This is a genomic window from Streptomyces sp. ASQP_92 (genome assembly GCF_025399895.1).
Classification (GTDB): domain Bacteria; phylum Actinomycetota; class Actinomycetes; order Streptomycetales; family Streptomycetaceae; genus Streptomyces.
Window position 1 is genome coordinate 233,418 of the sequence record NZ_JAODUA010000012.1, and the last position, 12,985, is coordinate 246,402.

The 12,985-nt window shown below is 71.8% G+C and carries 10 protein-coding genes; 4 read left to right on the forward strand and 6 right to left on the reverse strand.

Features of this window, described 5'->3' with window-relative positions; translation table 11 throughout:
- Window positions 1-24: 24 nt before the first annotated feature.
- The gene (locus N4G70_RS24425) at window positions 25-1,458 is read right to left on the reverse strand and encodes an MFS transporter (RefSeq protein ID WP_261714840.1); all 1,434 of its coding nucleotides are present in this window, start codon (window positions 1,456-1,458) and stop codon (window positions 25-27) included.
- A 149-nt stretch (window positions 1,459-1,607) separates the two neighbouring features.
- Window positions 1,608-2,357 (reverse strand): DUF1838 domain-containing protein, encoded by a 750-nt coding sequence (locus N4G70_RS24430; RefSeq protein ID WP_261714841.1) that lies wholly within the window; start codon window positions 2,355-2,357, stop codon window positions 1,608-1,610.
- Between the two features lie 152 nt (window positions 2,358-2,509).
- On the opposite strand from N4G70_RS24430, the gene N4G70_RS24435 reads away from it, so the two are divergent.
- The 4 genes from N4G70_RS24435 to N4G70_RS24450 all read left to right on the forward strand — a co-directional run bounded on the left by N4G70_RS24435 (window position 2,510) and on the right by N4G70_RS24450 (window position 8,055).
- A complete protein-coding gene (locus tag N4G70_RS24435) occupies window positions 2,510-3,640 on the forward strand; it encodes a low temperature requirement protein A (protein ID WP_399036653.1) in 1,131 nt (376 codons plus the stop codon).
- Between the two features lie 594 nt (window positions 3,641-4,234).
- Window positions 4,235-5,434, forward strand: a complete 1,200-nt coding sequence (locus N4G70_RS24440) for a P1 family peptidase (protein ID WP_399036656.1) — start codon at window positions 4,235-4,237, stop codon at window positions 5,432-5,434.
- Between the two features lie 111 nt (window positions 5,435-5,545).
- The gene (locus N4G70_RS24445) at window positions 5,546-6,856 is read left to right on the forward strand and encodes an Ig-like domain-containing protein (protein ID WP_261714843.1); all 1,311 of its coding nucleotides are present in this window, start codon (window positions 5,546-5,548) and stop codon (window positions 6,854-6,856) included.
- 74 nt (window positions 6,857-6,930) lie between these two features.
- Complete coding sequence (locus N4G70_RS24450) at window positions 6,931-8,055, forward strand: DUF6227 family protein (RefSeq protein ID WP_261714844.1); 1,125 nt, start codon at window positions 6,931-6,933, stop codon at window positions 8,053-8,055.
- Window positions 8,056-8,157: 102 nt separating this feature from the next.
- Here N4G70_RS24450 and N4G70_RS24455 read toward each other — a convergent pair whose 3' ends face one another.
- From N4G70_RS24455 to N4G70_RS24470, 4 genes are all read right to left on the reverse strand, one after another.
- A complete protein-coding gene (locus N4G70_RS24455; protein ID WP_261714845.1) occupies window positions 8,158-8,412 on the reverse strand; it encodes a hypothetical protein in 255 nt (84 codons plus the stop codon).
- 163 nt (window positions 8,413-8,575) lie between these two features.
- Window positions 8,576-10,711 (reverse strand): fructose-specific PTS transporter subunit EIIC, encoded by a 2,136-nt coding sequence (locus N4G70_RS24460; protein WP_261714846.1) that lies wholly within the window; start codon window positions 10,709-10,711, stop codon window positions 8,576-8,578.
- A gap of 43 nt (window positions 10,712-10,754) precedes the next feature.
- A complete protein-coding gene (gene pfkB / locus N4G70_RS24465; protein ID WP_261714847.1) occupies window positions 10,755-11,705 on the reverse strand; it encodes a 1-phosphofructokinase in 951 nt (316 codons plus the stop codon).
- Window positions 11,702-12,463, reverse strand: coding sequence for a DeoR/GlpR family DNA-binding transcription regulator (locus tag N4G70_RS24470; RefSeq protein WP_261714848.1), 762 nt, complete (start codon window positions 12,461-12,463; stop codon window positions 11,702-11,704). Before N4G70_RS24470 ends, pfkB begins: the two co-directional genes overlap by 4 nt.
- Window positions 12,464-12,985 lie beyond the last annotated feature (522 nt).

The following is a 12,985-nucleotide window of genomic DNA, read 5'->3' on the forward strand; positions in this document are numbered from 1 at the left end:
CGGCTCGACGCAGCTCAGCTCGGCTCAGCTGGGTGCCTCGGCGTTCTTGCGGGCGTAGTACCACCAGGCGACGGCGATGCAGCTCACGTAGAAGGCGACGAAGCCCCACATCGCGCTGGTCACCGCGAAGTTGGCGAACATCGCCGGGATGAAGAAGAAGCCGTACGCGGCGATCGCGGAGGTGAAGCCGGTGACGGCGCCCGCCTCCATCTCGGCCTGCTTGAGGGCCTTGGCGTACTCGGGGGTGCCCTCCGTCAGGCCCTTCAGGTGCTGATTGCGGAAGATCACCGGGATCTGCCGGAAGGTCGAGCCGTTGCCGACGCCGGAGAAGAAGAACGCGGCGAGGAAGCAGCTGAAGAATCCGTAGAAGTTGCCCGAACCACCGCCTGCCGGAAGGAAGTTGATGACGCCGATGATCGCGAGGGCCATGCCGACGAACGAGATGATGGTGACCCTGGCGCCGCCGAGCTTGTCGGCGATCCAGCCGCCCGCCCAGCGGGCCAGCGCGCCGAGCGCCGGGCCCATCCAGGCGTAGGTGGCCACCGAGTAGGCCGGGAAGGTCGTCTTGATGAGCAGGGGCAGGGCGGCGGCGAAGCCGATGAAGGAGCCGAAGGTGCCGACGTACAGCCAGGTCATCAGCCAGTTGTGCTTGCGCTGGAAGATGACCTTCTGACGGCTGAAGGGGGTGGAGGCGACCTTCAGGTCGTTCTGGCCGAACCAGGCGATCAGCGCGAGCACGATGAGCACCGGCACCCACAGGAACGCGGCGTTCTGGAGGTAGACCGGGGTGCCGTCCTTCTTGTGCTGGGCGGAGCCGATGGCAATGGTCGAAAAGGTGATGACGATCGGTGTCAGGAGCTGGACGACGGAGACGCCGAGGTTGCCGAGGCCGCCGTTGATGCCGGTCGCGTTGCCCTTCTCCTTCTTCGGGAAGAAGAAGCCGATGTTGGCGAGCGAGGAGGCAAAGTTGGCGCCGCCGATGCCGCACAGGGCGGCGATGACCACCATGACGCCGTACGGGGTGGAGGTGTCCTGGATGGCGATGCCGAGCCAGATCAGCGGGACGATCAGGATCACCGTCGACAGGGCGGTGAAGCGGCGCTGGCCGATCATCGGGCCGAGGAAGGTGTAGAGGATGCGGGCGGTTCCGCCGGTCAGGCCCGGGATGGCGGTGAGCCAGAACAGCTGCGAGGTGGAGAAGGAGAAGCCGACGTCCTTGAGGTTGGTCGCGGTGACGGACCAGACCTGCCACACCACGAAGGCGACGAGCAGGGCGGGGACGGCGATCCACAGGTTCCGGGTGGCGACCTTCCGGCCGACCGAGCGCCAGAAGACCTCGTTCTCCGGCTCCCATGCGGTGATGGTGCGGCCGGGCCGATAACTGTCCGGGTCGTAGGGGACTTCGGCGTCGACGGGGCCGGCGTCTGGCCGGGTGGACGGCTGGAGCGCGGAACTCATGGTGCTTCCCAGGGGGTTGAGACGAGTCCTGACATATCCACCCTGCGTCTCGCGCGGTCCGCGGGTGAGAGGCGAACGCCACGACCCCGGGCGGCCCTAGGTCCCCGCCCGGTCCTGCCGTACGGCCCCCTGGGAGCCCGGGGCGCCGGCTATCGCGTCGGCGGGTTCAGCTTGCGGAAGTAGGTCCAGCTCGTCTCGTTCGGCTCGCTCCACTTCTCGGGGGCGCGGGCGAACTCGGGGTGGTGCGCGGCGATGTAGGAGCGGGTGCGTTCGGGGACCTCGGCGTACGCGCCGAGCTTGCGGCCCCGGCAGTGGTAGGTGAGTCCGCCGGGCCGCTGGCCACGGGCCATCCAGGGCAGCCACGGGGACATCCGCGTCCAGGACATGGTGGCGGGGACGCTGGGCGCCGGGCCTTCCAGGTCGGCGCGGTCGGCGTAGAACTGGAAGAGCTCCAGGGCCTTGTACGTGTCGCCGGCCGAGTGCAGCGGGTACTGGGCCACGGGCAGCGGCGAGGGGTAGGCGAGGGGGATCTCCAGGCTGAAGCAGACCTGTCCGCCGAGCTCGGTCGTCGGGACCGGGAAGGGGCGCCAGCGCTGGTTCGCCGGGTCGTTCCAGATGTGCGTCACCGGGAGGCCCTGCCAGGTGTCGAGGATCTCGCGGCTGACGGGGTCGAGGTAGAACGCGGCCTCGCGGGTGAGGAGTTGGTAGGCGTCGGGGCCGGCGTCGGCGTCCTGGACCAGGCGGGCGACGTTGATCCCCTCGAAGCCGAAGAGGAGCTGGTACGGCTCGTCGGGCGCCCAGGAGTACACGCTTCCGGACCACCAGTACGTGACCTCCTCGCCGTCGAGGGAGGCGCGGGTGCGGGCGAGTGAGCGGAGGCTCTCGGCGGGTGTCGTCATGCGTTCCACTGTGCGCGCCCGGACCGCCGCGTGCCCGTGCCCCGGGGAAATCCGGCCCTTCTGGCAATGCCGGCGGTTTCGGTGATGGGGTCGGACTGGCGTGCCGGACCTGCCGAACCGGCGGTGTCTGGTGTGCTGGGCGCATGCCCCGCATGACCGCACGCAGCCGCCACGAAGCCCATCGCGCCTCGACCCCGCTGGAGCTGTTCTTCGACCTCTGTTTCGTCGTCGCCGTCGCCCAGGCCGGCGCCCGCCTCGTCCATGCCCTGGCCGAAGGGCATGTGGGGGCGGGTCTCGCGGGGTATGCCGTCGTCTTCTTCGCGATCTGGTGGGCGTGGATGAACTTCACCTGGTTCGCCTCCGCGTACGACACCGACGACCCGCTGTACCGGGTGGTGACGCTCGTCCAGATCACCGGGGTGCTGATCCTGGCGGCGGGCGTGCCGCGCGCGTTCGACGACGGGGACTTCACGATCGCCGTCATCGGCTACATCGTGATGCGGCTCGCGCTGACCAGTCAGTGGCTGCGGGCCGCCGCGACCGGCCGGGACGCGGCCGAGCGCCGGGTGTGTCTGCGGTACGCGGCCGGGCTCGTGGTGTGCCAGCTCGGCTGGGTCGGCATGCTGTTCGTACCGGAGTCCGCGCACATCTGGGTGTTCCCGCTGCTGGTACTGGCCGAACTGAGCGTGCCGCTGTTCGCGGAGCGCGACCACACCACGAGTTGGCATCCCCACCACATCGCCGAGCGGTACGGCCTGTTCACGCTGATCGTGCTCGGTGAGACGGTGTCGGCGGCCACCATCGCCGTACAGGAGGCCCTCGACGAGCACGACGAGCTGGGCGATCTGCTGCCGCTCGCGGCGGGTGGGCTGCTGATCGTGTTCGCGGCGTGGTGGATCTACTTCGCGGTGCCGATCCATGACCATCTGCGGTCCAACCGGGAGGCGTTCGCGTGGGGTTACGGCCACTACGTGGTGCTGGCGTCGGCGGCGGCGATCGGGGCGGGGCTCGAGGTCGCGATCGAGCAGACCGTCGGCAAGGCCCACATCTCGGCGGTCTCGGCCGCGGCGGCCGTCACGGTTCCGGCGGCGCTGTTCCTGCTGACGGTGTGGCTGCTGCATGCGCGCCACTTCAAGCGGGGGCTCGTCCAGCAGCTGATCTTGCCGGTCTCGGCGGTGCTGGTTCTGCTGTGTACGTTTGCTGGGCGGGCGGGGGTGCCGTTGGCTGGGGCGGTGGCGGCTCTGACGGTGGCCACCGCGCTGGTCCTGTCGCGCCGCGCGTAGCCCCCTCGGGGGGGGCGTTTTCCCACCCACGCGCCCGTGCGACGGGGTTGGCAGGCCCCGGGCCCCCTGGGGCTCCGCCCCAGACCCCGAGCACCCTTGCCCACCCACCCGCCCGTGACCCGGCGTTGGTTGGTTCCGGGCCCCTGGGGCTCCGCCCCAGACCCCGTTCGCGCCTTAAGGGCGCTCGTCCTCAATCGCCGGACGGGCTGAAGGTGCTGGCCGGCGCCGAGCAGTTAAGGGGCGCGGGGAACTGCGCGAGCAGCGAGCACGGCCCGCAGGTCCAAGAGGGGTTAGGGGCGCGAGGAACCGCGCGAAAAGCGAACACGGCGCGAGGTGGACATCGGGTTTTGGGGGCGCGGGGAACTGCGCGAGAAGCCAGCACGGCCCGCAAGCCGAGAGCGGGTTCAGGGGCGCGGGGAACTGCGCGAAAAGCGACCACGGCGCGAGGTGGACATCGGGTTTTGGGGGCGCGGGGAACTGCGCGAAAAGCGAGCACGGTGCGCAGACAACCGAGGGTTCAGGGGCGCGGGGAACTGCGCAGAAAAGGCGATCCCGCGCAACCACACCCCACCACCCCCACCGGAGGTGCTACGCATGGCCCCCATGAACAACACCCTCACCGACATCCCCGGCCTCCGCGTCGGCCACGCCGCCGTCCCCGGCCCGAACGCCCTGAGCGGCACCACCGTCGTGCTGGCCCCGCCCGGTGGCGCGGTCGCCGCCGTCGAGGTGCGTGGGGGTGGCCCCGGCACCCGGGAGACCGACGCCCTCGACCCGAACAACGTCGTCGAGCGGATCGACGCCGTGGTGCTGACCGGCGGCAGCGCGTACGGCCTCGACGCGGCGTCCGGCGTGATGGCCTGGCTGGAGGAACAGGGCCGCGGCGTACGGGTCGGGCCCGAGCCCCATCAGGTGGTGCCGGTGGTGCCCGCGGCCTGCGTGTTCGATCTGGGCCGCGGCGGCGACTGGCGGGCCAGGCCGGACGCCGCCGTGGGCCGGGCGGCCGTCGAGGCGGCCGCGACCGAGTTCGCCGAGGGCAACGCGGGGGCCGGGACGGGTGCGGTGGTCGGGGGCGTCAAGGGCGGGGTGGGCACGGCGAGCGTCCGGCTGGCGTCGGGGGTCGTCGTGGCGGCGCTGGTAGTCGTCAACGCCGTCGGCTCGGCGATCGACCCGGGCAACGGGGTGCTGTACGGAGAGTACGGGGAGATCGAGGAGTATGCGGAGAATGCGGAGAGCGGGGAGAGCAAGTCCGGGACAGGCCCCATGCAACTCCCTCCCCGCGCCACACATTTGGCCGCTCAGGAGCGGATCCGGCGGGCCCGCGAGCGGATGGGGCTGCCGCCGCTCAACACGACGCTCGCCGTCGTCGCCACGGACGCCCGGCTCACTGGGTCGCAGGCGCAGAAGCTGGCCGGCACCGCGCACGACGGGCTCGCCCGCGCGATCCGCCCGGCCCACCTGATGCACGACGGGGACACGATCTTCGCCCTGGCCACCGGCTCCCACACCCCCGCCCCGCCCACCACACCATCCAGCACCCCATCCACCACACCGTCCCGCGCCCCCTCCACCACCCCCTCCACCGACGCCTCCCCCTCCCCCTCCCCCTCCCCCAACCCATCCCCCTCCCCCACCCCCGCCCCCGCCCCGATGCCCCCCGAGGAGCTGAACCTCATCCTGGCCGCCGGGGCGGACGTGGTTGCGCGGGCGATCGTCAGGGGCGTGCGAGCCGCCGAAAGCGTCGAAGGGGCCGGGGGGACATTTCCCTCTTATCGTGATCTGTACGGGAGTTGATGGTGGGTCAGGCCGTTTGTGATCGCCATCACAAACAGATCCCGCAACCGGATACCCCCTCTGGGTTCTCTATGCCCGTACTGGATTTGACTCGCAGTACATCGCGCAGACATGGAGCAGCCCGTGACACCGCCGGCGTCGGACAACGCAGCGCAGCCTCAGCAGTTCAGCAGCACCCCGCGCCCCGCGCGTCCGTTTGCCCGCCGTCGTGTCCGCCTGGTCGCGGGGGCGGCCGGGCTGCTGGTCGGCGCGCTCGCGCTGACCGCGTGCGGCGGCGACGCCAAGGCCACGGACGACGGCAAGGGCGGCAAGGACAGCCAGAATTCGGATGCCTCGGCCGCCAAGGACGCCTCCACGCTGAAGATCACCATCTCGGCGAAGGACGGCTCCACCAACGCCTCCATCAACGATGTCAACGTCAAGGCGGAGGGCGGCAAGCTCTCCGACGTGACGATGACCGAGGCCCAGGGCGGCAAGGCCGTACCGGGCACGCTCGCCGCCGACGGGCTCTCCTGGAAGCCGACCGGCAAGGTCGAGCGCGGCACCCAGTACAAGATCACCGCGAACGGCAAGGACGACAAGGGCCGGGCCGCGACGGAGAACGCGCAGTTCACCACCGTCTCCGCCAAGGACAGCTTCATCGGCACCTACACGCCCGACAACGGCGCCACGGTCGGCGTGGGCATGCCGGTGTCCTTCACCTTCAACAAGGCGATCACCAACAAGAAGGACGTCCTGTCCCACATCACGGTGACCAGCAGCAGCGGTCAGCAGGTCGTGGGGCACTGGTTCAACTCCACCCGTCTTGACTTCCGGCCCGAGGAGTACTGGAAGGCCGGCTCCAAGGTCACGATGAAGATCGACCTGGACAAGGTGGAGGGCGCCAAGGGCATCTACGGCGTGCAGTCGAAGGAGGTCACCTTCACCATCGGCCGCAACCAGGTCTCCACCGTCGACGTGAAGACGCAGAAGATGACCGTCCAGCAGGACGGCAAGACCATCAAGACGATTCCCGTCTCGACGGGCAGCGCCGAACACCCCACCTACAACGGGCAGATGGTGATCTCGGAGAAGTTCACGCAGACCCGTATGAACGGTGACAGCGTGGGCTTCGGCGGCGAGTACGACATCAAGGACGTGCCGCACGCGATGCGCCTGTCCACCTCGGGCACCTTCATGCACGGCAACTACTGGTACAAGGGTGACCCGTTCGGCAACGACGGCACCAGCCACGGCTGCGTCGGCATGAAGGACGTGCAGGGCGCGGGCGGGGACACGCAGGCCAAGTGGATGTTCGACCACAGTCTCATCGGTGACGTCGTCGTCGTGAAGAACTCGCCGGACAAGACCATCGCCCCCGACAACGGGCTCAACGGCTGGAACATGCCGTGGTCCCAGTGGACGGCGGCAGCCTCCTCCTGACAACTCCCCTTGCTCGCAAGGGACTTGACCGGCCGGTAACCCAAAGGTGGGTGCCGGCCGGAAAAGTTTCGGCCATGCCCGCTGCGCTATCCGCCCTCAGGGGCTACGTTGAGCACCTTCTACGTGACCAACAGCGACGGCCAGGAGAAGCCTTGGTGCTCCATGTGCCCCACCCGCTCGACGGTGAGCGCGGCCCCGGCGAGGAATCGGCTCAGGATCAGCTCGCGGCTCTTTTGGGGCGGGCTCTGAATTCCTTCGATCTGCCGGACGAACTCGTCGAGCGCCTCGACCTGGCGATGGCCCACACCACCTCGCTCCACTCCTCGCTGCACACCTCGTCGGCGGGGCCCGGCGGCCACCGCCTGAGCCGCGAGACGTACCGGCACTGCTATCTCCTCCTGGACGGCACCACCGTCACCCTGTGGGAGCTGGCCCACTACGACGGCCGCCAGTACGCGCACGAGGTGTACGCCGCCGAGGAGGACGCCCGCCTCGCCGCGGTCCGGCTGCGCCGCAGGGTGCTTCCGTCCGACCCGGCCCACGACGCGGACGACGAACTGGAGGCCCTGGAACGGGAGTTGGACGCCTCCTGGATCGGCACCTACACCCCCATCCCGCACCCCGATCCCGCCCCCGGCGGCCCGGAGAGCGTACGGAACGCACAGGACGCCCAGAGACTCGGGGACACGCAAGACGCGCAGAGGCTCGGGGACGCGCAGGACGCGCAGAGGCTCGGGGACGCGCACGGGCTCGGGGACGCGCAGGACCTCGCGGACCTGCGGGGCCTGGAGGACAGCTGGGAGGCGGGGCTGGGGCCCGACGCCATCGCCGCGCCGGACCGCACCGCGCCCCCGGCCGGCCGCGCCCGTCCGTACGCGCCCGCCGACTCGGCGGACCACGCGCGCCGGCTGCTGCGCCGCGCCGAGAACCCGGACCGGCCCGGCCGGGACACCGCGCTGCGGCTGCGGGCGGCGCACACGCACCGGATCACCCAGGCCTTCGGCCGCCACTGCCGCACGGCGGGCCGGGACGCGGCGTTCACGCTGTACGAGCACGCGTTCCTGCTGCTCGACGGCAGCGGCCTGAGCCTGTGGGAGGTCGAGCACACGGCGACCCCGGACGGCCGCCACATGTGCGAGGTGTACGCGACCGAGCACGCCGCACGGGCCGCCATGGAACGCCGCGCACACGTGAGTTGAGGGCACGCCGCACGGGCCGCCACGGAGCGCCGCGCACACGTGAGTTGAGGGCCGGTCGGCCCTGTGGCCCGGCCCCTGGAGTCCGGCTCCGCGTGCGTGCGGTCAGGAGCTGCGGGGGTCGAGCTGGCGGATCAGGCCCGCGAAGGCGTCCTGTTCGGCCTCGGTGAGGGCCACCGCTTCCCGCGCGGGCGGTCCGCTCTGACGGCCCACGGCGCGCAGAGGGCGCGTCGCGTGCCACTGGGCCCGGTCGGCGCGCTCCCGGCGCAGGATGCGGACCAGTCCGACGACCCAGGCGACACTCGCCGCAGCGAGGACGGAAAGGCCTATCTGCTGAATGATCGTGATGTTCTGAGCCACGCGCCCAGTAGACAACACCGGCCGGGACTTGCGGCAGGGGCTGAAGGGACTTTGGTCCTCAAGTGGTACATGTCACGTCATGACGGCCGAAGACGCCCGGCCCCCCGAATGGGGCCGGGCGTCGTGCGTCCACGACGTCGGGCGTCGCGCGGGCCGCGGGCGCTCAGGCGGCGACCGCCACCTTCGGCTCGGCCGTCTCGCCGGGGGCTTCCCGCTGCTCGGGTCCGGTCCTGCGCAGGCCCTTGAGCAGGACGACCAGGCCCGCGCTGACCACCGTTCCGGCCGCGATGGCCAGCAGGTACAGGAAGGCGTGGCCGATCAGCGGGACCACGAAGACGCCGCCGTGCGGGGCCTGGAGGGTGCAGCCGAAGGCCATCGACAGGGCGCCGGTGACCGCGCCGCCCGCCATCGCGGAGGGGATGACCCGCAGCGGGTCGGCCGCGGCGAACGGGATGGCGCCCTCGGTGACGAAGGACGCTCCCAGCACCCAGGCCGCCTTGCCGTTCTCGCGTTCGGCCGCCGTGAACAGCCGGCCCCGTACCGTCGTGGCCAGCGCCATCGCGAGCGGCGGGACCATGCCCGCGGCCATCACGGCGGCCATCACCTTGAAGCTTCCGTCGGCGCCGGTCGCGTTGTTGGAGAGCCCGCCCACGGCGAAGGCGTACGCGACCTTGTTGAGCGGGCCGCCCAGGTCGAAGCACATCATCAGGCCGAGGATCACGCCGAGGGTGATCGCGTTGGCGCCCGAGAGCCCGCCGAGCCAACTGGTCAGCGCGGACTGGAGCTTGGCGATCGGCTCGCCTATCACCAGGAACATCAGGAAGCCGACGATCGCCGAGGAGATCAGCGGAATCACCACCACCGGCATGATGCCGCGCAGCGGCGCCGGGATCCGCACCTTCTGGATCGCCATGACCACGGCGCCCGCGATCAGACCGGCCGCGAGGCCCCCGAGGAAGCCCGCCTTGATGTCGAGGGCGATCGCGCCGCCGACGAAGCCGGGCACGAGACCCGGCCGGTCGGCCATTCCGTACGCGATGTAGCCGGCCAGGACCGGGACGAGGAACTTGAACGCGACCTGGCCGACCTGGAACAGCAGCGCCGCCCAGCTCGTCTGGTCCGTCCACAGGAAGTGGTCCATGACGGAGGGCGCTTCGCTGACCTTGTAGCCGCCGATGGCGAAGCCGAGCGCGATGAGCAGTCCGCCCGCAGCGACGAACGGAACCATGTAACTGACGCCCGACATCAGCCACTTGCGCAGCTTGGTGCCGTAGCCCTCGCCGGCTTCGCCGCCCGCCTCCACGGGGGACGGCCTGGCACCGGCCGCGGTGATCTCGCCGCGCGCCGCCTTGCCGCGGACCTCGGCGATCAGCTCGGCCGGCCGGTTCACGCCCGCCTTGACGCCGACGTCCACGGTGGGCTTTCCCGCGAAGCGCTCCTTGTCCCGTACGGGCACGTCGTGCGCGAAGATCACGCCGTCGGCGGCGGCGATGACGGCCGCGTCGAGTCGGGTGAATCCGGCCGAGCCCTGCGTCTCCACGGTGATCTCGACGCCCTCGGCGTGTCCGGCACGCGTCAGGGACTCGGCCGCCATGTAGGTGTGGGCGATCCCGGTCGGGCAGGAGGTCACCGCCACGATCCGGAACGGGCGGTCCGGCGCCGGATCGTGGTCGGGGGCGAAATCAGGGGCGGGATCCTTGGGGGTGGACGCCCCCGGACCGGCGGGGGTCTCGGGCGCGGCTGCGGTGGCGTCGGACCGGGACTCGGTGGCGTCGGGCCGGGATGCGGTGGCGTCGGGCCGGGACTCGGTGGCGTCGGATCGGGGCGTGGGGGCGTCCGTGGGGGCGTCGTCCTGCTCGCCGCGGATCAGCGCCGCCGCCTCGTTGGGCGATGTGGCCGCGCGCAGGGCCGAGGTGAACGACGTGTCCATCAGGCGGCGGGCCAGGGCGGAGAGGATCGACAGGTGGGCGTCGTCCGCGCCCGCCGGGGCCGCGATGAGGAAGATCAGGTCGGCGGGGCCGTCGGGGGCGCCGAAGTCGATGCCGGTGGCGCTGCGCCCGAAGGCGAGGGTCGGCTCGGTGACGTGCGCGCTGCGGCAGTGCGGGATGCCGATGCCGCCGTCGAGGCCGGTCGGCATCTGGGCCTCGCGTGCGGCGACGTCGGCGAGGAAGCCGTCGAGGTCGCTGACGCGGCCGAGCGCGACCATGCGCTCGGCGAGCGCGCGGGCGGCGGCTTCCTTGGAGTCGGCGGCCAGGTCGAGGTCGAGGTCGACCAGTTCCGCGCTGATCATCTGGCTCATCGCGGGCTCCTTTGCGGGCGGTGAGGGGCGGGCGGGGCGGGGGTCATGACGCCGGTTCCGTCAGGGGGCGGTCCAGCGGGACGGCGTCGGTGACGGTGACGGCCGCCGGGTCGAGGTCGCCGGGGGTGGGCATCACGCTGCCGGGGAGCTGGACGGCGGCGGCGCCGTGGGCGACGGCGGCGGCCAGCGCGTCGGGGCCTTGGCCGCCCGCCGCGAGGAACCCGGCGAGCGAGGCGTCTCCGGCTCCCACGTTGCTGCGGACGAGGGCGACGGGGGCGGACGCGAAGTAGGTACCCAGGGCGCTGACCAGGAGCTGGCCGTCGGCGCCGAGGCTGGCGAGGACGGCGCCGGCCCCCAACTCCCGTACTTCTTCGGCGGCCTTGACGGCGTCGCCGATGGTGGCGAGGGGGCGGCCGACGGCCTGGGCGAGTTCCTCGGCGTTGGGCTTGACCACGTCGGGGCGTTCGCGCAGGGCGGCGATGAGGGAGGCTCCGGAGGTGTCGAGGGCGACCTTGGCTCCGGCGGCGTGGGCGCGGGCGACGAGGTCGGCGTACCACTGGGGGGCGAGGCCCCGCGGGAGGCTGCCGCAGCAGGCGATCCAGTCGGCCCGCCCCGAGTGCCCGGTGACCGTGTCGAGCAGCAACTCGCTCTCGGCGGCGCTCAGTTGGGGACCCGGCGCGTTGATCTTCGTCAGGGTTCCGTCGGGTTCGGCGACCGCGATGTTGGAGCGGGTGGGCCCGGCGACGGGGACGGGGGCGACGTCGATGCCCTGCCCGGCGAGGAGTTCGGCGACCAGCGCGCCGGGGGCGCCGCCGAGCGGCATGACGGCGACCGTGCGGTGCCCGGCGGCGGCGACGGCGCGGGAGACGTTGACGCCCTTGCCACCGGGGTCGACGCGTTCGCCGGTGGCGCGCAGCACCTCGCCCCGGGCGAGGGCGGGGACCTCGTAGGTGCGGTCGAGGCTGGGGTTGGGGGTGACGGTGAGGATGTTCATACGGTGATCACGTCCGTGCCGGCGGCTTCGATGGCGGCGACGTCGTCGGGGGCGAGGCCGCTGTCGGTGATGAGGAGGTCGATGTCGGCGAGGTCGCCGAAGCGGGCGAAGTGTTCCTGGCCGTGCTTGGCGGAGTCGGCGAGCAGCACCACGCGCCGGGCGGCGCCGATCACGGCCCGCTTGACGGCGGCTTCGGCGAGGTCGGGGGTGGTGAGGCCGTGCTCGGCGCAGAAGCCGTTGGTGCCGAGGAAGGCGACGTCGGCGCGGATCTCGCCGTAGGCGCGCAGGGCCCAGGCGTCGACGGCGGCCCGGGTGCGGTGGCGGACCCGGCCGCCGACGAGGTGGAGGTCGATGTCGGGGTGGTCGGCGAGCCGGGCGGCGACGGGCAGGGCGTGGGTGACGAGGGTGAGCCCGCTGTCCAGGGGGAGTTGGGCGGCGAGGCGGGCGATGGTCGACCCGGCGTCGAGGATGACGCTGCCCTCGGCGGGCAGTTCGGCGAGGGCCGCGCGCGCGATGCGGTCCTTCTGGTCGGCGGCGGTGGACTCGCGCTCGGCGAGGTCGGGTTCGAAGTCGAGCCGGCCGGCCGGGATGGCCCCGCCGTGCACCCGGCGCACCAGGCCGGCCCGGTCGAGCGCCTTCAGGTCGCGCCGTACGGTCTCGGCGGTGACCTGGAAGGCCTCGGCGAGCGACAGCACGTCGACGCGGCCGCTCTCCCGTGCGATCCGCAGGATCTCCTGCTGGCGCTCCGGTGCATACATGTCTGGTTACGTCCGTTCCGCTGCCCGAACCTGTGGTTACGCCCCCAGATTAAGCCCCCGAGGCCCCCAGGTAAACCAATTCAGGCACTCCCCAGACACAAACGGACCTAGGTCCCCCCACCCCGGGCCCCCCGACCCCCGGGCCGGACCACCCCCCTGGGCCTCCGCCCCGCCCCCCGAGCACCGGAGTTGGTCGGTTCCGCCCCTCCTGGGGCTCCGCCCCAGACCCCGTTCGCGCCTAAAGGGCGCTCGTCCTCAAACGCCGGACAGGCTGAAATGCCCGATGCGGGCCAGCACCAGCACCGCTAAGGGGCGCGAGGAACTGCGCGAGAAGCGACCACGGTCCGCGGCCGAGAACGGGGTTGCCTGGGGCTCTGCCCCAGACCCCGATCGCGCCTGAACGGCGCTCGTCCTCAAACGCCGGACGGGCTGAAATGCCCCGACGCGGGCCAGCACCGACCCCGCCAGGGGCGCGGGGAACTGCGCGAGGAGCGACCACGGTCCGCGGTGGACAGGGGGTTT